At 62.8% G+C, this 23,548-nt stretch carries 28 protein-coding genes; 3 read left to right on the forward strand and 25 right to left on the reverse strand.

Going from position 1 to position 23,548, the window contains the following annotated elements:
* Window positions 1-11 precede the first annotated feature (11 nt).
* Window positions 12-881 carry a hypothetical protein gene (locus QYQ99_RS08250; RefSeq protein WP_302092211.1) on the forward strand — a complete coding sequence of 290 codons (870 nt, stop codon included), beginning with the start codon at window positions 12-14 and terminating at the stop codon, window positions 879-881.
* A 133-nt stretch (window positions 882-1,014) separates the two neighbouring features.
* Here QYQ99_RS08250 and QYQ99_RS08255 read toward each other — a convergent pair whose 3' ends face one another.
* The 8 genes from QYQ99_RS08255 to QYQ99_RS08290 all read right to left on the reverse strand — a co-directional run bounded on the left by QYQ99_RS08255 (window position 1,015) and on the right by QYQ99_RS08290 (window position 7,590).
* Entirely contained in the window at window positions 1,015-1,881 is an 867-nt protein-coding gene (locus tag QYQ99_RS08255) for a D-hexose-6-phosphate mutarotase (RefSeq protein WP_302092212.1), read from the reverse strand.
* Window positions 1,874-2,617 (reverse strand): 1-(5-phosphoribosyl)-5-[(5-phosphoribosylamino)methylideneamino]imidazole-4-carboxamide isomerase, encoded by a 744-nt coding sequence (hisA, locus tag QYQ99_RS08260; RefSeq protein WP_302092213.1) that lies wholly within the window; start codon window positions 2,615-2,617, stop codon window positions 1,874-1,876. The genes QYQ99_RS08255 and hisA overlap by 8 nt, the downstream gene beginning before the upstream one ends.
* 216 nt (window positions 2,618-2,833) lie before the next feature.
* Window positions 2,834-3,502: an imidazole glycerol phosphate synthase subunit HisH gene (gene hisH, locus QYQ99_RS08265; protein ID WP_302092214.1), complete on the reverse strand. Its 669-nt coding sequence runs from the start codon at window positions 3,500-3,502 to the stop codon at window positions 2,834-2,836.
* 81 nt (window positions 3,503-3,583) lie between these two features.
* Window positions 3,584-4,207: an imidazoleglycerol-phosphate dehydratase HisB gene (gene hisB, locus QYQ99_RS08270; RefSeq protein ID WP_003058637.1), complete on the reverse strand. Its 624-nt coding sequence runs from the start codon at window positions 4,205-4,207 to the stop codon at window positions 3,584-3,586.
* The gene (hisC, locus tag QYQ99_RS08275) at window positions 4,204-5,322 is read right to left on the reverse strand and encodes a histidinol-phosphate transaminase (RefSeq protein WP_302092215.1); all 1,119 of its coding nucleotides are present in this window, start codon (window positions 5,320-5,322) and stop codon (window positions 4,204-4,206) included. Before hisC ends, hisB begins: the two co-directional genes overlap by 4 nt.
* A 69-nt stretch (window positions 5,323-5,391) precedes the next feature.
* A complete protein-coding gene (locus QYQ99_RS08280; RefSeq protein WP_302092216.1) occupies window positions 5,392-5,823 on the reverse strand; it encodes a PIN domain-containing protein in 432 nt (143 codons plus the stop codon).
* Between the two features lie 5 nt (window positions 5,824-5,828).
* Window positions 5,829-6,101 (reverse strand): hypothetical protein, encoded by a 273-nt coding sequence (locus QYQ99_RS08285; RefSeq protein ID WP_256496887.1) that lies wholly within the window; start codon window positions 6,099-6,101, stop codon window positions 5,829-5,831.
* Window positions 6,102-6,153: 52 nt separating this feature from the next.
* On the reverse strand, window positions 6,154-7,590 hold the full coding sequence (locus tag QYQ99_RS08290) for a PLP-dependent aminotransferase family protein (RefSeq protein ID WP_302092217.1): 1,437 nt from the start codon (window positions 7,588-7,590) through the stop codon (window positions 6,154-6,156).
* A 152-nt stretch (window positions 7,591-7,742) separates the two neighbouring features.
* Between QYQ99_RS08290 and QYQ99_RS08295 the strand changes: the two genes are divergently transcribed.
* On the forward strand, window positions 7,743-8,057 hold the full coding sequence (locus QYQ99_RS08295; protein ID WP_302092218.1) for a DUF2917 domain-containing protein: 315 nt from the start codon (window positions 7,743-7,745) through the stop codon (window positions 8,055-8,057).
* A 57-nt stretch (window positions 8,058-8,114) separates the two neighbouring features.
* Here QYQ99_RS08295 and QYQ99_RS08300 read toward each other — a convergent pair whose 3' ends face one another.
* From QYQ99_RS08300 to QYQ99_RS08375, 16 genes are all read right to left on the reverse strand, one after another.
* The gene (locus QYQ99_RS08300; protein WP_302092219.1) at window positions 8,115-8,966 is read right to left on the reverse strand and encodes a hypothetical protein; all 852 of its coding nucleotides are present in this window, start codon (window positions 8,964-8,966) and stop codon (window positions 8,115-8,117) included.
* Between the two features lie 198 nt (window positions 8,967-9,164).
* On the reverse strand, window positions 9,165-10,481 hold the full coding sequence (hisD, locus tag QYQ99_RS08305) for a histidinol dehydrogenase (RefSeq protein WP_302092220.1): 1,317 nt from the start codon (window positions 10,479-10,481) through the stop codon (window positions 9,165-9,167).
* A gap of 21 nt (window positions 10,482-10,502) precedes the next feature.
* Complete coding sequence (gene hisG / locus QYQ99_RS08310; RefSeq protein ID WP_034364421.1) at window positions 10,503-11,165, reverse strand: ATP phosphoribosyltransferase; 663 nt, start codon at window positions 11,163-11,165, stop codon at window positions 10,503-10,505.
* Window positions 11,162-12,433, reverse strand: coding sequence for a UDP-N-acetylglucosamine 1-carboxyvinyltransferase (gene murA, locus QYQ99_RS08315; protein WP_302092221.1), 1,272 nt, complete (start codon window positions 12,431-12,433; stop codon window positions 11,162-11,164). The genes hisG and murA overlap by 4 nt, the downstream gene beginning before the upstream one ends.
* A 93-nt stretch (window positions 12,434-12,526) precedes the next feature.
* Entirely contained in the window at window positions 12,527-12,769 is a 243-nt protein-coding gene (locus QYQ99_RS08320) for a BolA family protein (RefSeq protein WP_003062090.1), read from the reverse strand.
* A gap of 72 nt (window positions 12,770-12,841) precedes the next feature.
* Window positions 12,842-13,597 carry an ABC transporter permease gene (locus QYQ99_RS08325; protein WP_003058656.1) on the reverse strand — a complete coding sequence of 252 codons (756 nt, stop codon included), beginning with the start codon at window positions 13,595-13,597 and terminating at the stop codon, window positions 12,842-12,844.
* Window positions 13,594-14,529, reverse strand: a complete 936-nt coding sequence (locus tag QYQ99_RS08330) for an ABC transporter ATP-binding protein (RefSeq protein WP_302092222.1) — start codon at window positions 14,527-14,529, stop codon at window positions 13,594-13,596. The genes QYQ99_RS08325 and QYQ99_RS08330 overlap by 4 nt, the downstream gene beginning before the upstream one ends.
* A 74-nt stretch (window positions 14,530-14,603) precedes the next feature.
* Window positions 14,604-14,930: an STAS domain-containing protein gene (locus QYQ99_RS08335; RefSeq protein ID WP_302092223.1), complete on the reverse strand. Its 327-nt coding sequence runs from the start codon at window positions 14,928-14,930 to the stop codon at window positions 14,604-14,606.
* A gap of 19 nt (window positions 14,931-14,949) precedes the next feature.
* Window positions 14,950-15,582, reverse strand: coding sequence for an MlaC/ttg2D family ABC transporter substrate-binding protein (locus QYQ99_RS08340; RefSeq protein ID WP_302092224.1), 633 nt, complete (start codon window positions 15,580-15,582; stop codon window positions 14,950-14,952).
* Between the two features lie 80 nt (window positions 15,583-15,662).
* Window positions 15,663-16,460: an MlaA family lipoprotein gene (locus tag QYQ99_RS08345; RefSeq protein WP_302092225.1), complete on the reverse strand. Its 798-nt coding sequence runs from the start codon at window positions 16,458-16,460 to the stop codon at window positions 15,663-15,665.
* Complete coding sequence (mlaD, locus tag QYQ99_RS08350; protein WP_302092226.1) at window positions 16,457-16,957, reverse strand: outer membrane lipid asymmetry maintenance protein MlaD; 501 nt, start codon at window positions 16,955-16,957, stop codon at window positions 16,457-16,459. The genes QYQ99_RS08345 and mlaD overlap by 4 nt, the downstream gene beginning before the upstream one ends.
* Before the next feature lie 29 nt (window positions 16,958-16,986).
* Window positions 16,987-17,763 (reverse strand): lipid asymmetry maintenance ABC transporter permease subunit MlaE, encoded by a 777-nt coding sequence (gene mlaE / locus QYQ99_RS08355; protein ID WP_302092227.1) that lies wholly within the window; start codon window positions 17,761-17,763, stop codon window positions 16,987-16,989.
* Window positions 17,760-18,572: an ABC transporter ATP-binding protein gene (locus tag QYQ99_RS08360; protein ID WP_302092228.1), complete on the reverse strand. Its 813-nt coding sequence runs from the start codon at window positions 18,570-18,572 to the stop codon at window positions 17,760-17,762. The genes mlaE and QYQ99_RS08360 overlap by 4 nt, the downstream gene beginning before the upstream one ends.
* A gap of 221 nt (window positions 18,573-18,793) precedes the next feature.
* Window positions 18,794-19,570 carry an amino acid ABC transporter ATP-binding protein gene (locus tag QYQ99_RS08365; protein ID WP_409813814.1) on the reverse strand — a complete coding sequence of 259 codons (777 nt, stop codon included), beginning with the start codon at window positions 19,568-19,570 and terminating at the stop codon, window positions 18,794-18,796.
* A complete protein-coding gene (locus QYQ99_RS08370) occupies window positions 19,551-20,204 on the reverse strand; it encodes an amino acid ABC transporter permease (RefSeq protein WP_302092229.1) in 654 nt (217 codons plus the stop codon). Before QYQ99_RS08370 ends, QYQ99_RS08365 begins: the two co-directional genes overlap by 20 nt.
* A gap of 143 nt (window positions 20,205-20,347) precedes the next feature.
* Window positions 20,348-21,157 carry an amino acid ABC transporter substrate-binding protein gene (locus QYQ99_RS08375; RefSeq protein ID WP_302092230.1) on the reverse strand — a complete coding sequence of 270 codons (810 nt, stop codon included), beginning with the start codon at window positions 21,155-21,157 and terminating at the stop codon, window positions 20,348-20,350.
* Window positions 21,158-21,426: 269 nt separating this feature from the next.
* Here QYQ99_RS08375 and QYQ99_RS08380 point away from each other — a divergent pair, with 269 nt between their 5' ends.
* Window positions 21,427-21,876, forward strand: coding sequence for a DUF3293 domain-containing protein (locus QYQ99_RS08380; protein ID WP_302092231.1), 450 nt, complete (start codon window positions 21,427-21,429; stop codon window positions 21,874-21,876).
* A gap of 145 nt (window positions 21,877-22,021) precedes the next feature.
* Here QYQ99_RS08380 and QYQ99_RS08385 read toward each other — a convergent pair whose 3' ends face one another.
* Entirely contained in the window at window positions 22,022-23,497 is a 1,476-nt protein-coding gene (locus QYQ99_RS08385; protein ID WP_302092232.1) for a glutamate synthase subunit beta, read from the reverse strand.
* Between the last annotated feature and the right edge of the window lie 51 nt (window positions 23,498-23,548).

The following is a 23,548-nucleotide window of genomic DNA, read 5'->3' on the forward strand; positions in this document are numbered from 1 at the left end:
ACCCCATCGATATGACGATGCAACGATGCAGCAGACGCGAGGCCCTGGGCCTGGGCTGGGCACTGGCCTGCGGTCTGTCCGAGGCGAAGGCCAAGCCCGGCCTGCGCCTGCCCGGCATGGTCTGGCAGCCCAGTGCCGCCACTTTGCGGCCCCATGGACCATGGCAGCGTCTGGGCATCCGCCGCCTGCTGGTGCAATGGACGGCCGTGGACAATCTGAGCCTGGTGCCCGGCACTTACCTGCCCTCCATGAGCCGCAATCTCCCGGACTGGGAGCGCATCGCGGCCGAGCCCTGGGCGCAGGAGCTGATTCTCGGCTTGGCCGGCATGCATGACGAGGCCAAGGCCCGCGCCAGTCTCGCGGATCTGGCAATGCAGTCATATGCCTTGAAAGCGGCGATCACGGCGCTGCCACTGCGGGTTGCCGGCTGGTACTTCCCGGTCGAAGTCGATCCGACCTGGGCTGCGCCCAGTCTTCTCACCGAAGTTCTCAACAAGCTGCCGCGTCCGCTGTGGATCAGCGCCTATGACAATGCCAACCTGGGCCCCCAGGCGTTGGTTGACTGGATCATGCGCTGGATACCTGAAGATGTGGGCGTGTTTTTCCAGGATGGAGTCGGCGTGCACGCGCGCACCCCCAGCGTGGCACGCGAATACCTGCAGATGCTGACCGCCCATCTGGGCCAGGCGCGGGTACGGGTGATTGCCGAAGCCTTCCGGCCTGCGCCGGGCGGCGGCTTCCGCAGCGCCATGGCAGAGGAATTCCTGCCCCAGCTGACGGCCTACCAAGGCTGGACGGTCTTCGCATTCGACGGCCCGCATTATCTGAGCCCGCCTCTGGTCGATGCATTGGCGGATGCTCTGAGCACCCAATCCCGATGAATCGCCGTCCGCCCTGCTTCTACAGCTGCGGCCCATGGAGCCGGCAACAGGGCTGAGCAGGCTGACAGCCCAAAGAGCTGCGCATACGGACAGGCCCAGACCCGAGTGGCATCACCCCGTGCCGTTCAGCGCTTCAAAAGCATTCGAAGGTCTGCGCCGCCTTCCAGCGCTGCTCGGGTGCAAGAACCACAGGTGCATCAATGGCCGCAGCCTCCACGCACAGCATCTGCTGCCAGCTGTCGGCCTCCATGTCCTTGAGCGTGGCGCACAGAGCGGGGCCGGGATTCCAGACCACGGTTTCGCTCCAGGATGCATCCTGGGCAAGCCGCAGCCAGGGCTGACCCGAGCTTTGCAGCTGCACGGCAGCAGCAGCACGTGGATAGACGCGATCGGTCTCCGCACCGAAGCTGACGCAGCCCTCCTGCGTGACATGGGTGTTCGGCTCAGCCGCAGCGGCATCCCAGTAGCTCAAACCTTCGAGGCCATGCAAGCTGGCCTGCTCGACCTGCGCAACACGAAGATAACCGTGCAAGGCTGCGGTAAAAGACAGGTCCTGCCGGCCGCGGTTATGCACGGCCAGCTCCACACGCAACGCGCCGGGCCTGAGCTCAATCGAGAGAACTGCTTCAAAGGCGTGCGGCCAGACCGCACGCGATGCTTCGCTGTCCGTCAGGCACAAGGAGATTTGCACACCATCCTCGCCCAATGGGCGCGCAGCATCGGCCTGCCAGTGGCTGAGGCGCGCAAAGCCATGCTTGACCAAGGGACCACGCTGATTGAACTGGGGGAAGCAGACCGGAATGCCGCCGCGAATGGCGCTCTGGCCATCATGGGCGGCCCTGGGACTGAGGAACAGGCGTTCCTGCCCCCGTCCGATCCAGGACAGCACCTGGGCACCCTGCAGACAGATCAGCACCGAATCCCCCTGACCCAGCTTCAACGCAATGGCAGGGAGTCCTTCCCAGTCAACCGCCTGGGCCTGAAACGTCAAATCACTCACCCGTGAGCTCGTCCGCGCGCTCCTGGCCGGCGGCGAAGTCCAGATCGCCGGTATAGATGGCGCGGCCGCAGATCACGCCTTCCACGCCCTCGTTCTGCACCTTGCACAGCGCTTCGATGTCGGCCATGCCGGCCAGACCGCCCGAGGCGATGACCGGAATCTTCAGCGACTGGGCCAGCTTGACGGTGGCGTCGATGTTGATGCCGCTGAGCATGCCGTCACGCCCAATGTCGGTGTAGATGATGGATTCCACGCCCCAGTCCTCGAAGCGCTTGGCAGTCTCGATCACATCCTGGCCGGTGAGCTTGCTCCAGCCGTCAATCGCCACCTTGCCGTCCTTGGCGTCCAGGCCCACGATGATGTGGCCGGGAAAGGCGCTGCAGGCATCCTGCAGGAAACCGGGGTTCTTCACGGCAGCGGTGCCGATGATCAGGTACTCGATGCCCAGATCGATGTAGCGCTCGATGGTGTCCAGATCACGAATGCCGCCGCCCAGCTGCACGGGAATCTCGCCATCGACTTCCTTGAGGATGCTCTTGATGGCCGACAGGTTCTTGGGCTGACCCGCAAAGGCGCCGTTCAGGTCTACCAGGTGCAGGCGACGGGCGCCAGCATCCAGCCATTTGGCGGCCATGGCTGCGGGATCTTCACCGAAAGTGGTGGACTGGTCCATATCACCCTGAATCAGGCGAACGCAGTGGCCGTCCTTGAGGTCGATAGCGGGGATGAGCAACATGATGGTGATCTGCTAGCAAGTTTGGCCGTCAGAAATGGCCGGTTGAAAAAATTCGGGTTAACAGTGAATAAGTCCCGCGATGCAGCGCGCACTGGATTGGGATGGGCTGCGAGGCGCAAACCACAGCCGGGCTGATCGCCCGGCGAGGATTTGCAACGCTGCAGACCGCCCAAGCCAGGGATGCGATGCGCGCAAAGACTTGTTCAATGTTGACCTTTAGGGCTTCCAGCCCAGGAAGTTGCGGAACAGCGCCAGTCCCTGGTCCGAGCTTTTCTCGGGGTGGAACTGGGTTGCGAAAATATTATCGCGTGCGACGGCACATGCAAAGAGGCCGCCATAGTCGGTCTCGGCCGCGCAATGCGCGCTTTGTTGCACCTGCGCATAAAAGCTGTGCACAAAGTAGTAGAAGCTGCCGTCGGGAATACCGGCCCACAGCGCATGGGGCTTGCCGCCCTGCTGCGTCTGCTGTACCTGGTTCCAGCCCATCTGCGGCACCTTGAAGCGGCTGCCGTCGGCTTGCGTCCTGCCTTCCAGATCGAACTTGCGCACATTGCCGGGAATCAGCCCCAGGCCCGGCACATCGCCTTCATCGCTGTGGTCGAGCAGCATCTGCATGCCCACGCAGACGCCGAACAACGGCTTGTTGACGGCTGCATCGAGCACGGCCTGCTGCAGGCCCGATTCGCGCAGCTCGCGCATGCAGTCGGGCATGGCGCCCTGACCGGGCAGGATCACGCGGCTGGCGGCATGGACCACCTCGGGATCGGCCGTGACGACCACGTCGCAACCGGTATCGGCTGCGGCCGTGCGCACCGCCTGCGAGACCGAGCGCAGATTGCCCATGCCGTAATCGACCACGGCCACGGTGTTGTTCTTCAAACTCATAGCAGCTACCGCTTATGGATATTGGTTTTTACAGACAAAGAGCTTTGAAATTCAGTGTGAACAAGCGCAAGACGCTCCTGATTACAGAGCACCCTTGGTCGAGGGAATCACGCCTGCCATGCGCTCGTCATGCTCCAGCGCAAAGCGCATGGCGCGCGCAAAGGCCTTGAAGATGGTTTCGCACTGGTGGTGGGCGTTGAAGCCCTTGAGGTTGTCGATGTGCAGCGTCACGCCGGCATGATTGACAAAGCCCTGGAAGAATTCGAAGACCAGCTGCGTATCGAGCTGACCGATGCTGCCGGCCGTGAACTTCACATCCATGTGCAGACCGGGACGGCCCGAGAAGTCGATGACGACCCGGCTCAGGGCTTCGTCCAGCGGCACATAGGCATGACCGTAGCGGCGAATGCCTTTCTTGTCGCCGATGGCCTTGGCGAAGGCCTGGCCCAGGGTGATGCCGATGTCCTCCACCGTGTGGTGGCCGTCGATGTGCAGATCGCCCGCGCATTCGATGTCCATGTCGATCAGGCCGTGGCGCGCGATCTGGTCCAGCATGTGGTCGAGAAAGCCGATGCCGGAGTTCAGGCTGGCCTTGCCCGTGCCGTCGAGGTTGACGCGCACGGCGACGCGGGTCTCGGCCGTGTTGCGCTGCACCTCGGCAATGCGCGGCAGGTTCTGGGCGATGGAGGGGACGATATTGCTCATAGGCTTTCTTTCAGTGCCGCCAGCATCTGGGCGTTTTCTTCGCGGGTGCCCACGGTCAGGCGCAGGCAGTTGTGCAGCAAGGGGTGCATGGCCGATACGTTCTTGACCAGCACGCCGCGCTGCTTCATCTCGATCTGGGCCTTGCCGGCGTCGCGCACGCGCAGCAGCACCATATTGGCTTCGGAGGGCCAGACTTTTTGCACGCCGTCCAGCAGGGCCAGGGCATCGATCAGCGGCTGGCGTTCGGCGCGGATGGCGGCAGCCTGCTCGGCATACAGGGACTCGTGCTGCAGCGCAAAAATCGCCGTCTCGCAGTTGAGCACGCTGATGTTGTAGGGCGGGCGCACCTTGTCGATCTCGTTGACGATGGCCGAAGGGCCGATCAGATAGCCCAGGCGCGCACCGGCCAGACCGAACTTGGACAGAGTGCGCATCAGCAGCACATGGGCGTTGCGCGCGGGGTCGGCCTTCATGCGGGTGATCCAGCTGCGGCTGGCGAAGGGCTGGTAGGCCTCGTCCATCACGACCAGACCGCCAACCTCGGCCACGGCATCGATCACGGCCTGCACCTTGTCCTCGGCCCACAGCGTGGCGGTGGGATTGTTGGGATAGGCGATATAGGTGATGGCAGGCTGGTGCTCGGCAATGGCGGCCTGCATGGCCGGCACATCCAGGTCAAAGTCGCCCGTCAGATTCACGCCCACGAAATCCAGGCCCTGCAGCTTGGCAGACAGCGGATACATCACAAAGCCCGGCATGGGCGCCAGCATCTTGGCGCGGGCATTGTTGCAAGGCTGGGCCGTGGCCAGTGCCAGCAGGGTGATGATTTCGTCCGAGCCATTGCCCAGCAGCACCGAGGTGCCGGCCGGAGCACCGGCATAGTCGGCCAGCATCTGCTTGAGCACTTCCTGACGCTCGCCAGGGTAGCGGTTGATTTCCAGGCCGCCCAGATGCTCTCCCAGCTTCTGCTGCAACTCGGGCGGCAGACGGTAGGGATTCTCCATCGTGTCCATCTTGAGCAGGCCTTGCGCGGGCTGCACATGGTAGCCCTGCATGGCGCGTACATCGGCGCGGATGCGTTGCAGGGCTTTGGTCTGGATGTCTTGAGCAGTCATGGGTTCACTCCTTCACACGAGGCTTGCGTTGGCCAATGCAGTCGATACGGGTCGCTGCGGTCGTGGCGCTCAAGCCTCAAGATTCTCACGGGCAGATTGCTGCAGCGGGTGCACCACGGTCACACCGCCAAACTCTGCCCCATGGGGCAGATGCAGGCTCAGCATCTGGTTGCAGCCGCTGTGCTGGGCGCAGGCCACGGCCAGGCAGTCGCCGAAATCCAGCGCATGGCGGGCCTGCACGGCCCAGGCCGTCTCCAGCGTGGCGGCGTCGGTCTTCCAGGGCGTCCAGGTCTGGTAGCGACGGATGGCGGCGCGGGCATCGCCCTGCGGCAGGGGCAGGGCTGCGGTGGTGGCCTGGTCATAGAACTCCACCAGCGCCTGGTTGCTGGTGCGGCCGCTGCGGCTGCGCCACAGCAGATCCAGCCATTGCAGCGTGGCCGCATACAGCGCACCACCGGCCGCATCTTCTGCGGCGATCAGCACCGAGGTGTCGACAAACACGGGACTCACCTGGCCACCTCGGTTTCGGCATTGCTTTGAACGGCAGCACGCTTGCTGCTGGCACTGCGCGCCAGGGATTTTGCCGACTGACCGGCAGCTTGCCAGGTGCGCTCATCCGTGCGCCAGGCCAGGTAGGCACGCTCGTAGGCATCCTCGCGCTGCATCAGCTCGGCCATGAAGTCACCCAGCATGCGCGACACACTGCTGCCACGCCTGGCCGCTTCAATGCGCGCCCAGTCAAGCACGCTGTCTTCAACGGTGATGGTGACGTTCTTCATGGGTCGAATAGTACACGAAATTCGTGCTACACGAAATTCGTGGGGATCGCCATTACATCGAACTCAGCATGGAGCAGGCCACTTCCCCCACCTGCCGCAAGGCCTGCAGATGCTGCGGCGTCCAGTCGCCTCCCAGGCCTACACGGACTCCCTGCCTGAAGCGACCTGCGGCGCTAAACAGCGCACCAGGAGCGATCAGGATCTGCCGGGACAGACAGGCTTCATGCAAGGCCACGGCATCCAGTGGCGCCGGCAACTCCAACCACAGCAGCAGCCCCCCCGGCGGATCGCTGACCCGCGTGCCTGGAGGAAAGCTCTGCGCGATCACTTGCCTGGCCTGTTCGACCCGAGCGGCAATGGCAGCACGCAACTGGCGCATGGCCGCATGGTGACCTGCCTGCGAGATCAGGTCCGCCAGCGCCAGCTCCAGCACCGCCGATTGACCACCAGCCTGCATCTCCTTGATATGGCGCACCTTGTCCGTCCAGCGGCCGGCCTCCAGCCAACCCAGGCGCAGGCCCGGCGCCAACGTTTTGGAAAAGGAATGGCACAGCATCACCTGGCCCGAGCCGTCATAGGACTTGAGGCTGCGCCGGGCAGCATCGCCTTCGGCCAGATCGACATAGATGGCGTCCTCGATCACCGGCAGTTCATGCTGAGCTGCGAGCTGCACCAGCTTTTTGCGCTCAGCCTGGGGCATGCAGCTGCCCAGCGGGTTGCTGAGCGTGGGCACTAGCAGCAAGGCTTTGACAGGCTGGGTTTCCAGTGCCAGTTGCAGAGCATCCAGCGACAGGCCATGGCGTGGGTGACTGGGAATCTCCAGAGCCTTCAGCTGCAAGGCCTGCAGCACCTCCAGAAACGAAAAGTGCGTGGGCGACTCCAGTGCCACTACATCGCCAGGCTGGGTCACGGCACGCAGACACAGGGCAACGCTGTCCATGCAGCCGCCGGTGATGAGAATGCGCTCCGGGTCCAGACTGCAGCCCAGCCCCACGGCATAGCGCGCCAGCGCGCGGCGTGCCTCTTCATGACCGTCCGAGCTTGGATAGGTGCACAGCAGATGGCGGTGCTTTTGCACGGCACGGGTCAGCGCGCGGCGCACGCGGTCGGGGTTGAGCAGGTCGATGCCGGGCGTGCCGCTGCTGAACGACACCATGCCTTCGGGCTGTTCCCGCCCCAGGACGCGCTGCCCCAGCCAGTCCAGCGATACGGTGCGAGGGCGGCGCATGGGCCGGGAAATCTTGGGTTCGGGCAATTGCACGGCACGTGGCGTCACGAAAAAACCCGAACGCGGGCGTGCCGTGATCTGCCGTGCATCCTCCAGCCAGTGATAGGCCTGCACCACCGTGGTCTGTGCCACACCGTACTGCCGGGCCAGCATGCGCACCGAGGGTAGTTTTTGCCCATGGGCCAGCGCCCCCTGACGTATGGCCTGACTCAGTTGCCCAGCGATCTGCAGATATAGCGGTGTCGACGCATCAAAATCCATGACGGGATTCTGTACTGGCACAGGCAAGCACATACAGCACAGATGAGTGGCAGAACGGTCAGTACAGATGCAAGGCTGTCGTCATCTGTACTCATCCAGATCGGCTGCCGCTGTGGCTGGTGGTACAGATCTTCGTTTTGCACAGTCGAAGCATGAACTCAGCTCTCACTTATTCCTCGTGGAACACCATGTCCCTGCAGGCCGCAGCATCGGTGCAGACCATGCACCTGAGCGCCGGTCAAAGCCTGTGGCTGCAGACACAGAGCGGCATTGTCTGGCTGACCTGCGAGGGACAGCCCAGGGACTACTTTGTGCAAGCCGGTGAATCGCTGCGCTTTGACGGACCGGCCCGGCTGTATCTTGGTACGCAAGGCTCACAGCCGGCAACCCTGCGCTGGAGCAACACCGGCAAGCGCCCCTCAGCGGCCCCTGCTGCACCAGCACTGCCAGCAGCAGCGACGGCCTGAAGCTGCGCATAAAAAAGGCCCAGCAGAGCCAGGCCTTGGACAGAAAAGAAAACGGTCTCAGCGCCGATACTGCGGCGGCGGCGCATACTGCCGGCCATCCGCCGGGAAGGCGCTGGGGTCACGGGAATCGTGCAGCTCCACTGCGGGTGCAGGGCGGCGAGGCAGATCCGGGTCGCGCTCGTCCAGGCGCACATCAAACAGCGCCGTACCAATCACCCCCACATTGCGCGCATCGCCTGCGGGCGTATTGTTGGCATAGGCCCTGCCCTTGTCAGAAAAGCGAAATGCTGCAACCTCGCGGTCGTTTTTGCGAAAGCCGTCAATCACCAGCCGCTCGCCCGGGCGCAGCAGATAACCGCCACTGCTCACGCTGCCTGGCTGACCGCTCAGCACATCCAGTCCATCGACAGTCGCCACCACTTCATAGAAGCGATTGCTGCGGTTGATGTAGAGCAGTTCATAGCGTTCGCCATGGCTGCCCGCGACATGGAAGTCCCTGGCTCCGCGCGTGGAGAAAATGCGCAGCACCGATCCGCTTCCGCCGAGCACCTGCAACTCCACATCGCCATCGGCCAGCAGCGCATTGGTCTGCCGCTCAGCGGAGTTGCCAAGCGCACGCAGAATGCTGTGCTCGTCCGAATAGCGCAGCTGACCCACATCGCGTGGACGCTCTGGCGTCAGGCGAGATGCTCGTACCACCTTGGTGACGGACTCGCGCCCTTCCCCCCATTGCGTGCCCAGTGTGGACTCGACCCTGGGCGTGCGCGGCGCTGCCGATGCGCTCTGTGCGACCTGCAAGGCGTCCTGCGCCGAAGGCGGTGCACCGCAGGCGGCCAGTCCCGCGACCAGCAGCAATCCGCCCAGCAGCCGCCAGCCGCCTCCGCGCCAGAAACTCACGACTTGACTCATCTTCACGCTCCCTTGTTGTGATTGGCATATTGAATGCTTCGCTGCTGCGCAGCCCGCCGAGTGTCACCGCAAATCCGCTCTTTCCCGCGCAAGGAAACATCTGGAGATGATTTACCCCGAGACGGGGGACATTCAGAGCCACCCGGAAATGAAAAAAGCCGTGGGCAAGCCACGGCTGATGGGCAAGCGCCGGCGGATTTACTTCAGGCGCATTTCGGCAGCCCTGGCGTGGCCCTGCAGGCCTTCGCCATAGGCCAGCACGGCAGCGGTCTTGCCCAGGATCTGGGCACCGGCCTCGCTGACTTCGATGATGGAGCTGCGCTTTTGGAAGTCGTATACCCCCAGCGGCGAGGAAAAGCGCGCAGTGCCGCTGGTGGGCAGCACGTGATTCGGGCCTGCACAGTAGTCGCCCAGGCTCTCCGACGTATATGCGCCCAGGAAGATGGCACCGGCGTGCCTGAGCAGAGGCTCCCAGCGGTGCGGGTCCCGGCTGGAGACTTCCAGGTGCTCAGGCGCAATGCGGTTGCTGATCGCGCAGGCCTCTTCCATGTCCTTGGTCAGGATCAGCGCGCCGCGGTCGCTCAGGCTCTTGGCGATGATGGCCTTGCGCGGCATCTCGGGCAGCAGGCGGTCGATCGCGGCCTGAACGGCATCGATATAGGCCGCATCGGGGCACAGCAAGATGGACTGGGCCAGCTCGTCGTGCTCGGCCTGGCTGAACAGATCCATGGCCACCCAGTCGGGCGGGGTCGTGCCGTCGGCCAGCACCAGAATTTCCGAAGGACCGGCAATCATGTCGATGCCGACAATGCCGAACACGCGCTTCTTGGCGCTGGCCACATAGGCATTGCCGGGGCCGGTGATCTTGTCCACCTTGGGCACGGTGGCCGTGCCATAGGCCAGGGCCGCCACGGCCTGGGCACCGCCGACGGTGAAGGCGCGCGTCACGCCCGCCACATAGGCGGCGGCCAGCACCAGCGGATTCTTCTCACCCTTAGGTGTGGGCACGACCATGATGATCTCGGGCACACCGGCCACATGGGCGGGAATGGCGTTCATCAGCACGCTAGACGGATAGGCCGCCTTGCCGCCGGGCACGTAGATGCCCACGCGATCGAGCGGCGTGACCTTCTGGCCCAGCAGCGTGCCGTCTTCGTCGCGGTAGCTCCAGCTCTCGCCATTGGCCTTTTTCTGCGCCTCGTGATAGCTGCGCACACGGCGCGCTGCCGACTGCAGCGCTTCGCGCTCGGCAGCTGGCAGGCCGTCGAAGGCGGCTTTGAGCTCCTGCTTGGTCAGCTCCAGTGCCGCCATGGAATCGGCCTGCAGGCCGTCAAAGCGTGCCGTGTACTCCAGTACGGCGGCATCGCCGCGCTTTTGCACATCGGCCAGGATGTCGGCCACGCGCTGCTCGATGGCCGCGTCCGTGTCCGCCGACCAATGCAGACGCTGCGCAAAATCATGCTCAAACTGGGCATCAGCGGTTGAAAGACGGGCGGGAGCAGCTACGAATTCCATAGTATTTACCAGTGGGGAAAATCAGTTGTTCTTGGCGGCAACGGCCTGCGCAAACGCATCGATGATGTGGCGCAGCGGAGCCTGCTTGAGCTTGAGCGAAGCCTGGTTGACGACCAGACGCGAGCTGATGTCCATGATGGGCTCGACCTCGACCAGATCGTTGGCCTTGAGCGTGTTGCCGGTGGACACCAGATCGACGATGGCATCGGCCATGCCGGTCAGCGGCGCCAGCTCCATGGAGCCGTAGAGCTTGACCATGTCCACGTGCACGCCCTTCTTGGCAAAGAAGTTGCGGGCAATCTCGGGGTACTTGGTGGCGATGCGCAGACGCGCGCCCTGCTTGACGGCCAGTTGGTAGTCGAAGCCGTTGCGCACGGCCACGCTGACGCGGCACTTGGCGATCTGCAGATCCAGCGGCTGGTACAGGCCCTGGCCGCCATGCTCGATCAACGAATCCAGGCCCGAGACGCCCAGGTCCGCGCCGCCGTATTGCACATAGACGGGCACGTCCGAAGCTCGCACCAGCACCACGCGCACATCGGGACGGTTGGTGTCGAAAATCAGCTTGCGCGACTTTTCCACATCCTCGGTCACCTCAATGCCGGCAGCGGCCAGCAGAGGCACCGTTTCTTCAAAAATGCGGCCCTTGGACAGGGCGATGGTCACAGGCGTTGCGGTGCTCATGCGGAAATTCTCTCGATATCGGCGCCCAGGGCGCGCAGCTTGTCTTCCATTCGGTCGTAGCCACGATCCAGGTGGTAGATGCGATCGACGATGGTCTCGCCCTCGGCCACCAGACCGGCAATCACCAGGCTGGCCGAAGCGCGCAGATCGGTGGCCATCACGGTGGCGCCAGACAGGCGCTTGCCGCCTTCGATGGTCGCCACGCGGCCGTCGGTGGTGATGCGCGCGCCCAGGCGCACCATCTCGTTGACATGCATGAAGCGGTTCTCGAAGATGGTCTCGGTCACCATGCTGGTGCCTTCGGCCACCAGGTTCAGCGCCATGAACTGGGCCTGCATATCGGTGGGAAAGCCCGGATATTCGGTGGTGCGAAAGCCCTGGGCCTTGAGCTTGCCCGAGGAGGCCACCTTCAGGCCGCCATCCACGCACTCCACGCTCACACCCGCATCCTTGAGCTTGTCGATCACGGCGCCCAGATGGTCGGCACGCGCGTGGTGCAGCAGCGCCTCACCGCTGGTGGCCGCCACGGCGCACAGGAAGGTGCCGGCCTCGATACGGTCGGCCACCACCTGGTGCTCGCAGCCATGGAGCTTGTCCACGCCCTGAATCACAATATGGCTGGTGCCGTGACCGGTGATCCTGGCCCCCATCTTGATCAGCATCTCGGCCAGATCGGAGATTTCGGGTTCCATGGCGGCGTTTTCCAGCACCGTCTCGCCTTCGGCCAGCGTAGCAGCCATCAGGAAGTTCTCGGTGCCGGTCACGGTCACCATGTCGGTGGTGATGCGAGCGCCCTTCAGACGCTTTCGGCCTTCGGGCAGGCTGGCATGCATATAGCCGTTTTCCACGGTGATGATGGCACCCATGGCCTGCAGGCCCTTGATGTGCTGATCCACGGGGCGCGAGCCTATCGCGCAGCCGCCGGGCAGCGACACCTTGGCGTGGCCGAAGCGGGCCAGCAGCGGGCCCAGGGCCAGCACCGAGGCGCGCATGGTCTTGACCAGCTCGTAAGGCGCTTCGGGCGTCAGGCTGTCGGGGGCCACAAAGCTCATGCCGCCGCGCTCGCCATGGGTTTCGGTCTGCACACCCATATTGGCCAGCAGCTTGCGCATGGTGGCCACATCGTGCAGACGCGGCACATTGTGCAGATGCACGGGCTCGGCCGTGAGCAGTGCGGCACACATTTCAGGCAGAGCGGCGTTTTTGGCGCCGGAAATGATTACTTCGCCCTTGAGGGGACGACCACCGTGGATCTTGAGTTTGTCCATGGCTTCAAGCCTTGAATGTTATGTATATAAAAAATGCACTCAGCGCCCATGTATCAAGCGCTGACAGCTATCAATCTTGCTTTTCAAGCAGCCTCAGGCCTGGGCGGCAGCCCATTCTGCCGGGGTGTAGGTCTTCATGGACAGGGCATGGACTTCATCGGTGGCCATGCGGTTGCCTAGCGTCGCATACACCAGGCGCTGGCGGCCCAGCAGACGCTGGCCTTCAAACTGTGCAGACACGATGGTGGCAAACCAATGTCGGCCATCGCCTTCCAGCGCAATATGCTCGCAGGGCAGGCCGGCGGCGATCAGGTCTTTGAGTTGGTCTGCAGTCATGGGGAACCTTTAAGCGCAAAGCTGGCGAAACCGGTCATTGTCTCGCACGCAGCCCTGCGTCCATTCTAAAAATCAGTTACGAATCTTGTAGCCGATACGCAGCAGGTGCACGGCCAGCGCGCTCACGGCCAGCCAGGCAGCGCCCACGATGGCAAAGCTGAGCCAGGGCGAGACATCGCTCTGGCCGAAGAAGCCATAGCGGAAGCCGTCGATCATGTAGAAGAACGGGTTGACATGGCTGACCGCCTGCCAGAAGCCGGGCAGCGAGTGCACGGAATAGAACACGCCGGACAGAAAGGTCAGGGGCATGATCAGAAAGTTCTGGAAAGCCGCCATCTGGTCGAACTTCTCGGCCCACAGACCGGCGATCAGGCCCAGCGTGCCCATCAGGGCACAGCCCAGAAAGCCGAACACCAAAATCCACAGCGGCGCGGCAAAGTCGGGCACGGCAAAGAACAGCGTGACCACAAACACGCCCAGACCGACCAGCAGACCGCGCAAAATGGCCGCTCCCACATAGGCGCTGAACCAGGCCCAGTGCGACAGCGGCGTGAGCAGCACGAACACCAGCGAACCCATGATCTTGCTCTGCACCAGGCTGGACGAGCTGTTGGCAAACGCGTTTTGCAACATGCTCATCATCACCAGACCGGGAATCAGAAACGCGGTGTAGGGGATGCGGTCGTAGACCATGACCCGGCCTTCGAGCACATGGCCGAAAACCAGCAGATAGAGCACGGCCGTGAGCACCGGTGCGGCCACGGTCTGAAAGCTCACTTTCCAGAAGCGCAGCACTTCCTTCTTGAGCAGGGTCTGCCAACCGTTCATTGGGCACCTCCTGCAGGAGTCTGTGTCCTGGAGCCTTCATTCATGATGTGGATGAACACATCTTCCAGATCCGCGCGGCGGATCTCCACATCCTCGGGGGTCACACCCGCTTCGCGCAAAGCGGCCAGCAGTTGCTCAACATCGACTGCATGGGCGGAGGGAATCTGCACGATTCGACCGGTTACACGCGCTCTGTCAGCCACTGCCTTGGGCAAGGCGCTATCGGTCTTGAACTGCAGCACATTGCTGGAAGCCGATTTGAGCAGCTCGCTCATGGGCGAGAGCTTGATGATCTCGCCGCGCTTGAGCATGGCCACGCGGCTGCACAGTGCCTCGGCTTCTTCGAGATAGTGGGTGGTCAGCAGAACCGTGTGGCCCTGCTTGTTGAGCTTGGCAATGAAATGCCACAGAGTCTGGCGCAACTCCACGTCCACACCGGCCGTGGGCTCGTCCAGCACGATGATGGGCGGCTTGTGCACCAGGGCCTGGGCCACCAGCACGCGGCGCTTCATGCCGCCCGAGAGCTGGCGCATATTGTTGTGTGCCTTGTCCATCAGGCCCAGGCTGTCGAGCAGCTCGTCGATCCAGTCATCGTTGTTCTTGACGCCGAAATATCCGGACTGGAATTTCAAGGCCTCGCGCACATTGAAGAAGGGGTCGAAGACCAGCTCCTGCGGCACGATGCCCAGCTTGCGGCGTGCATCGGCGTAATCGGCCTGCACATCGCTGCCCTGCACCAGCACGCGCCCGCCCGTGGCTTGCGCCAGTCCGGCGAGGATGCTGATCATCGTGGTCTTGCCGGCGCCGTTGGGGCCTAGCAGACCGAAGAATTCACCTTCCTCGATATCCAGGCTCACCGATTTGAGCGCCTGGAAATCCCCCTTGGGGGTGCGGTAGGTCTTGGAGACGGATTGGAATGAGACTGCGGACATGGAGCCCATGATTCTAGGGCTTGCCCACAGCCTCTGCCTTGGCGGGGCTTAGCCGGACACAGTGATTCGTCAGCCTAGCCCTGCTGAGCGGTGGCAGCCGCATCGGGCTCGGGAGCGGGCATCAGCAAGCCGTCCACGCCATACAGCGCGGCCATGGACTGCAGCCCCTTGGGCAGACCCTGGACGATGAGCTGCTTGCCCACCTCCTGGGCAGCACGCCGGCAGCCCAGCAGCACGGCCAGAGCCGCCGAGTCAAAGACCTTGACGGCGCTGGCATCCAGCACCACCTGGGCATCCGCATGGCCCGTGACCAACGGACGCAGACGCAGCAGACAGTCGCGCCCCTGACGATAGGTCAGTTCCTTGGGCAATTGCAGAGGGTTGCTAGCTGAGCGCGCCATGACGTCTGAAGCGCTTTGCTTACTTGGCGGCCGTGGCCGGCATGGAGCTGCGCGAGGCCAGGGTCTTGATCAGGCCATCGATGCCATTGGCATTGATTTCCTGCGCAAACTGGTTGCGATAGGTTTCCACCAGCCACACACCGAGCACATTGAAGTTGTAGAGCTTCCAACCCGTGTCCTGCTTTTCCAGACGGAAATCCAGCTGCACGGGGTCGCCACGGCCGTTGACCTGGGTACGCACCAGCACGTCGGTGTCGCCGGCGGCCATGCGCACAGGCCTGACGGTAATGGTCTGATCGCCGACCTGGGACAGGGCCCCCGCATAAGTGCGAATCAGCAAGGCCTTGAACTCATCCTGCAGCTTCTGGCGCTGCTCGGGCGTGGCCTGACGCCAGGCCGGACCGACCGCGGCCGATGTCATGCGGCGAAAGTCCACATAGGGCATGACCTTCTCGTTGACCAGCGCATTGATCTTGCTGGAATCGCCGTTGCGCAGCGAGGCATCCTTCTTGATGGTCTCCAGCACATCGGCAGAGACGCGCTTGACCAGTGCATCGGGCGCTTCCTCAGCAGCCCGGGCTGCGGGCAGACCCAGATTCAGAGCGAGCACGGCACCTGCTGCCATGCCCCACATGCGACGAGTAATCTTCATTGCGTTTTTTCTCCTAGGCCCGCAAGTGTCACCGCACTCACGCAGCCTGTGCATCATGTTTGTAACCAAGCTCTACCGGCTCACTGGCCTTCTGGGGGAAGCTTGCCGGCGTTGTCGTCATCATAGTTTTCGAGACGACCATCGCCGCCGGACGCCGCGCCGCCAATGCGTGAGCGCAGATAGACATCGCGCACCAGGCTGTATTTGTCGAGCGCAACGGAGTCCAGCACATCGCCGGCCTTGAGCAGATTGGCACGGTTGTTGACCATGCGCAGACCGAACAGGCTGTTGCGCCAGCGCACATCATCCATGGTGTTGGCGGGATAGCCGTAGGCATCGACCACCAGGCCGGCCGAATCCCGCACCGTGGACGGTCCCCAGAAGGGCAGCACCAGATACGGCCCCGTGGGCATGCCCCAGCGACCCAGAGTCTGGCCAAAGTCCTGCTTGCGGCGCTCGATGCCAGCCTCGCTGGCGATGTCGAACAGACCGCCGATACCCAGCACCGTGTTCACGCTGAAGCGCACCATGGAGTTGTAAGCGCCCTGGCCCTGGCCCTGCAGCACATTGTTGACGAAGGACCAAGCATCGCCGAGATTGTCGAAGAAGTTGGTCACGCCCTGACGCGCCACACGCGGCGTCACGGTCTGATAGGCCGTGGCCACGGGCTTGAAGATCGCATCGTCCACGCCTTCGTTGAAGGAGTAGATGCTGCGGTTCATGGACTCCAGCGGGTCGGCAGGGTTGGCTGGGCCCGTGGTGGTGGCGCAGCCGGACAGCAGTGCGGCAACGGAAACACTGGCTGCCAGCGCAACGCGCCTGAGCGCCTGGTTCTTGTCTGACGTCAATTTCGTCTGTGGGCTTGTTGTAGTCATCATTCTTTCGCTCCCCCGTTGGCCGTGGCACCACCGGAATCACCACCCTGCTCCGCCTTGCTGTAGAGAAACTGACCGATCAGATTCTCCAGCACCACGGCGGACTGTGTGGCCGTCACGCGGTCGCCGGCCTTGAGGTTCTCTTCGCTGGCGCCCGCCTCAATACCAATGTACTGATCGCCCAGCAGACCGCTTGTCAGAATTTTCAGCGAACTATCCTTGGGAAAGGCGTAACGGGTTTCCATGCTCATGGCCACGTTGGCCTGGAAGGTCTGGTCGTTGAAGGTGATGGACTCGATGCGGCCCACAACCACGCCGGCGCTCTTGACGGCGGCCTTGGGCTTGAGCCCGCCGATATTGTCAAAGCGGGCGGTAATCGTATAGGTCTTCTGGAAGTTCAGGCTCAGCAGATTGGCCGACTGCAAGGCCAGGAACACCAGGGCCATAGCACCGATCAGCACAAACAGGCCAACCCAGAGATCACTTTTCTTTTGCTGCATGATTTTCTACCTTTATCTGCTGTGCAGCCTCAAATGCTGAACATGGTTGCGGTGAGCAGGAAGTCCAGACCCAGCACGGCCAGCGAGGCCACGACCACGGTACGGGTGGTGGCCCTGGAAACCCCTTCGGGCGTAGGCTTGGCGGCATAGCCCTCAAGCAGGGCCACAAAGGTCACGGCCAAGCCGAAGACAAAGCTCTTGAGCACGCCATTGCCCAAATCAGTCCACCAGTCCACCCCCTGCTGCATCTGCCCCCAGAAAGCACCGCTGTCGACGCCGATCATCACCACGCCCACCAGCCAGCCGCCGAGCACGCCGACGGCACTGAAGACCGCAGCCAGCAAAGGCATGGTGATCAGACCGGCCCAGAAGCGCGGTGCCAGAATGCGTTTGACGGGGTCAACCGCCATCATCTCCATGGCCGACAGCTGTTCACCAGCCTTCATCAGGCCGATTTCGGCAGTCAGGGCCGTGCCGGCACGACCCGCGAACAGCAAGGCCGTGACCACGGGTCCCAGCTCGCGCAGCAGGCTCAGGGCCACCATCATGCCCAGCGCCTCGGCCGAGCCATAGCGCTGCAGGATGTAATAGCCCTGCAGACCCAGCACAAAGCCCACGAACAGACCGGAGACGCCGATGATGGCCAGCGAATAATTGCCCAGAAAGTGAATCTGGTCGCCGATCAGGCGCGGTCGCCTGAGCGCCGGCCCCATCAAGCCCAGCAGGCGCCACAGCAGGCGCGCGGCAATCCCCATGTTCACCAGCTGGCAGCGCACCGCCAGGCCAATGCGTGCGAGAAAGTTCATGCACGCCTCCTGCTGCCAAAGTCCTCGTCGGCGCTGACGCCCGGATAGTGAAACGGCACAGGCCCCGTGGGTCTGGCATGGATGAACTGCTGCACCAGCGGGTCGGCGCTGGCGCGCACCTCATCGGGTGTGCCCTGAGCGGCAACGCCGCCGGCCCCCAGAATCACCACATGGTCGGCCACGCGGAAGGTTTCCTCCAGATCGTGGGAAACCAGAATCGAAGTCAGGCCCATGGCATCGTTGAGCTGGCGGATCAGCTGCGCTGAGGTACCCAGTGAAATAGGGTCCAGGCCCGCGAAAGGCTCGTCATACATGATGAGTTCGGGATCCAGCGCAATCGCGCGGGCCAGTGCCACGCGGCGGGCCATGCCGCCCGAGACCTGGGAAGGCATCAGATCGCGCGCACCGCGCAGGCCCACGGCATGCAGCTTCATGAGCACGATGTCGCGAATCAGCTCTTCGGGCAGATCGGTGTGCTCGCGCAGCGGAAAGGCCACGTTGTCGAACACGCTCATATCGGTGAACAGCGCACCGAACTGAAACAGCATGCCCATGCGGCGACGCGCGGCGTAGAGCTGCTGCGCATCCATGGTGGTCACATCCTGGCCGTCAAACAGCACCTGCCCCTGCTGGGCGCGGTTCTGCCCGCCGATCAGACGCAGCACCGTGGTCTTGCCGCCGCCCGATGCGCCCATCAGCGCCGTGACCTTGCCGCGCGGCACTTGCAGGGACAGATCGCGCAGGATGACGCGGTCACCATAGCCAAAGGTGACATTGCGCAGTTCCACAAAGGGGGCGTTGGATGACATGCGTGAAGAGCCGCTCAAGAGAAAGCAAACTGGTATTGTGCCGACAAGCTCGACAAAAAGCGCGGGTTAGCCCCAAGTAAACATACATTCACGAATGTTTCTTCAAAGCCTGGCCTGGATCTCAGAGCCATCACTCCTGTTTCAGGAGCGGTCAGCGCTTGTTGTGCATACGCAAACCACCTTTTTTGCGATATGAAACCTCATCGGCAGTTGCGACTTATTTACAACATATTCTGCAGAAACGCCTTGGTGCGCTCGTGCTGAGGCGCCGCAAAAAATGCTTCAGACGGGCCTTGCTCGACGATGTAGCCACCGTCCATGAAGATGACGCGGTTGGCCACCTCTCGCGCAAAACCCATCTCGTGGGTCACGACCAGCATGGTCATGTGCTCCTCGGCCAGTTCGCGCATGGTGCGCAGCACCTCGCCGGTCAGCTCGGGGTCCAGCGCCGAGGTAGGCTCGTCGAACAGCAGAATGTCCGGCTCCATGGCCAGCGCACGCGCTATCGCCACGCGCTGCTTCTGACCGCCTGAGAGGTGGTTGGGGTAGGCATCGCGCTTGGCGGCCAGACCCACCTTGGCAAGCAGGGCCTCGGCCTTGGGGATGATGTCTTCGCGCTTCATGCCCTTGACAACGACGGGCGCCTCGATGATGTTTTCCAGCACCGTGAGATGGGGAAACAGATTGAAGGACTGAAACACCATGCCCATCTTGCGACCGATCTTGCGGATTTCGGCCTCGCTCACATACTGGGCCCTGGCCTCGCCCTCGGAGCGCGCCAGCACCGCACCTTCGATGCTGATGGTGCCTCGGTCAATCGTTTCCAGATGGTTGAGGCAGCGCAGAAAGGTGCTCTTGCCCGAGCCGGACGGGCCGATCACGGCCACCACCTCGCCGCGCAGCAGATCCAGGGAGACGCCGCGCAGCACTTCATTGCCGCCAAAGGCCTTGTGGATGCCCTGGGCGGAGATCATCACATCAGGCTTCATACTTGGCATAGCGTTTCTCGAGGTATTGGAAGCCCCAGGTCAGCACCAGGGTCATGATCAGATAGAAGGCCGCAGCCACGACAAAGGGCGTGAAGCTGAAGTCGCGCTGCACCACACCGCGCGCCACGCGCAGCAGGTCGTTGAGCGCCAGCACATAGATCAGCGAAGTGTCCTTGACCAGGGTGATGGTCTCGTTGCTGACGGGCGGCAGGATGCGGGCCCACATCTGGGGCAGCACAATGCGGCGCATGGTCTGGGCATAAGTCATACCCAGCACCTTGGCACCTTCGTACTGGCCGCGGTCCACGGACTTGATGCCAGCACGGAAAATTTCAGCGAAATAGGCCGCGTAGTTCAGCGCAAATGCCACCACGGCCGCCTGAAAGTCGGGCAGGCGCACGCCGATGTAGGGCACAAAGGGCAGCGCGAAGTACACAAACAGCAGCTGCAGCATCAGCGGCGTGCCGCGCATCAGCCAGATATAGGCGCCCACGGCGCTGCTCAGCGGCTTGATGCTGGAGATGCGCATCAGCGCCAACGCCAGCCCCAGAGGGATTGAAAGCACCAGCGTGATGAAAAACAGCTTGAGTGTGACGAGGGCACCAGCCGACATGGGCCCCAGGAGCGAGATTACATAGTCCATCAAATGGCCTTCAGTGTGGCGCTGCAGCTATCGAAAGCCCGCCACAGGCACGGGCGTGCGCAAAAGGAAGTGTTTGCACGCATTGTCGTCGCAAAAAAAACCGGCAATGCCAGGCATTGCCGGTGCAGTACACGAAAAAGGGATTAGTGCTTGATCACGTCAGCGCCAAACCACTTCTTGGCGATTTCAGCAGCCTTGCCGTCCTTCTTCATTTCGCTCAGCACATCGTTGACCTTGTTGCGTGTGGCTTCGTCGTCCTTGCGAAAGCCCACGCCGTAGTCTTCGGTACCGAAGTCATCAGCCAGCACCACGTAGTTTTCGGGCTTTTTGTTGACCAGGAAACGGCCCACCACCTCATCCACCACCACCACGTCCAGACGGCCGGCGTCCAGGTCCATCAGAGCCGTGATGTTGTCGCCGAACAGCTTGGTTTCCTTGAACTTGTCCGACAGCTCCTTGTCCTTGGCCAGGGCGGTCACGGCGCTGGAGCCTTCCTGGGCACCCACGACCTTGCCGACCATGTCGGCCTTGCTCTTGATGGGAGAGCCGACCTTCACGATGATGATCTGCTTGTTGACCATGTAGGGGTCGGAGAACAGGATCTTTTCCTTGCGCTCTTCCAGAATGGTCAGGCCGTTCCACAGAGCGTCCACGCGCTTGCCCAGCAGCTCGGCTTCCTTGGCGTTCCAGTCGATGGGCTTGAATTGCACTTCGATGTTGGCGCGCTTGGCCACTTCACGGGCCATGTCGATGTCGAAACCGACCAGCTCGTTCTTTTCGTCACGGAAACCCATGGGCGGGAAGTTGTCGTCCAGACCCACCACCAGCTTGGCGGCGGCTGCCGCAGGAGCGGGCGCAGGAGCTGCAGCGGTGTTGCTTGCGGGCTCGTTCTTGCCGCAGGCAGCCAAAATTGCAGTCAGGGCCACCGAGGCCAGCAGGGTACGTTTTTTCATGGCGTCAAAATTTGAAGTGGAAAAAGCGGAGGCAGGGGCTTTGTCTCCTGCCCGGGTCTATCGCAACAGCCCCGGAGCCGGGCTGCCGCCAGCGCCGAATCCGCTATTGTCGCGCAGACGGGACAGAACGTCACTCGCCGGTCGCAAAACCATCACGACTTACGCAAAACAGACTCAGGCAAGACGGCGGCCTCAGGAGGCAGGCCGTTGTTGCTGCATTCTTGTGTGTGTAAGTCCTCACCAATTGCAAGCTTGCCAAACTCCAGACCATGTCACCACCGTCACCCGGCACCAGCCAGCTCCCCGCCGCCTTGCAGCAGGCCTATCGCAACGCGCTCTACCGGGTCGATGCCGCCCAGGGCGCTGTCGCACAGACACTACGCGTGGGCGAGCGCAATGACTGGCTCGGGCAGCAACTGGGACGGCAGCCCATCCGGGCCGCCTGCTATCTCACGGCCTGCAATCCCTGGGGGCAGCTCCTGGAGCCGGCCGAGAACGCGCAGCGCATGCGCGCTCTGCGCCAGGCTCTGGACAGCGAGGGCTGGCAGTATCTGGGCGGCTGCGGCCAGGACCCCCTCGGCCAGTGGCCCGCCGAAGACAGCGTGCTGATCTGGGGCATGGACGCCGACACGGCCCGGCAATGGGGCCGGCGCTGGCAGCAGAACGCCGTGCTGTGGAGCGATGCCGACGCCCGGCCTCGGCTGCTGTGGCTACGCTGAATATTTTGATAGCACCTTGCGCTTTACAGCAATCAAAAAACCAATAAAAGATATTTGAATTCCAGTCATGGCAAGCGCTTGCAGCTATCAAAAAACAAAAGGCATTCCGGAGAATGCCTTTTGTGTGATGACCCGCTGTGAATGATCAGCGAGGCAGTTCGCTGGCGCCCATCAGGAACTCGTCCACGGCACGCGCCGCCTGGCGGCCTTCGCGAATCGCCCACACGACCAGCGACTGGCCGCGGCGGATGTCGCCGGCAGCGAACACCTTGGGCACGCTGGTGGCATAGCCGCCGATGAAGTCGGTGCTGGCCTTGGCGTTGCCGCGTGCATCCTTGTCGACGCCAAAGGCTTCGAGCACGGTGGCCACCGGGTTCACAAAGCCCATGGCCAGCAGCACCAGATCGGCAGGCCAGACCTTTTCCGTGCCGGGCACTTCGCTCAGCTTGCCGTCCTTGAACTCGACCTGCACGGTGGTCAGGCTCTTGACCTTGCCCTTTTCGCCGGTGAATTCCTTGGTGGAGATGGCGAACTCGCGCGTCACGCCTTCATCGTGGCTGGACGAGGTACGCAGCTTGATCGGCCAGTAAGGCCAGACCAGGGGCTTGTTCTCCTGCTCGGGCGGCATGGGCATGACCTCGAACTGGGTCACGCTCTTGGCGCCATGGCGGTTGGAGGTGCCCACGCAGTCGGAGCCGGTGTCGCCACCGCCGATGACGATGACATGCTTGCCGTCGGCACGGATCTGGCCCTTGAGCTTGTCACCCGCGTTGACCTTGTTCTGCTGGGGCAGGAACTCCATCGCGAAGTGCACGCCTTCCAGATCGCGGCCGGGCACGGGCAGATCACGCGACTGCTCGGAGCCGCCGGTCAGCAGCACGGCGTCGAACTCGGCATTGAGCTGCTCGGGGCTGATGGTTTCCTTGGCCCAGTTGGTGACCTTGGAATCCTTGCCCAGACCGTCCTTGCCGGCAATCAGCACGCCGGTGCGGATCTTCAGGCCTTCGGCCACCATCTGCTCGACACGGCGCTCGATCAGGCCCTTGTCCAGCTTGAAGTCGGGAATACCGTAGCGCAGCAGGCCGCCCACGCGGTCGTTCTTCTCGAACAGGGTCACGTCGTGGCCGGCGCGCACCAGTTGCTGGGCCGCTGCCATGCCAGCAGGGCCGGCACCGACCACCGCCACCTTCTTGCCGGTCTTGTGCTTGGGCGGCAGGGGCTTGACCCAGCCTTCGCTCCAGGCGCGGTCGATGATGGAGTGCTCGATGGACTTGATGCCGATGGCATCGCCATTGATATTGGCCACACAGGCAGCTTCGCAGGGTGCGGGACAGATGCGGCCCGTGAACTCGGGGAAGTTGTTGGTGCTGTGCAGCGTGGTGATGGCGTTCTTCCAGTCACCCTGGTACACGAGGTCGTTGAAGTCCGGAATGATGTTGTTGACCGGGCAGCCGTTGTTGCAAAACGGCGTGCCGCAGTCCATGCAGCGCGCAGCCTGCACCTTGGCCTGATCGGTGGTCAGGCCGATGACGAATTCCTTGTAGTGCTTGAGACGTTCCGCAACGGGGGCATAGCCCTCTTCGATGCGCTCGTATTCCATGAAGCCGGTGGTCTTTCCCATGATCTTTAATCCTTGAAATCTGTGTTCGCTTGCAGTGCGGTGGCCGCCTGG

Origin of the sequence: Comamonas testosteroni, from assembly GCF_030505195.1 — a bacterium.
Taxonomy (GTDB): Bacteria; Pseudomonadota; Gammaproteobacteria; order Burkholderiales; family Burkholderiaceae_C; genus Comamonas; species Comamonas testosteroni_G.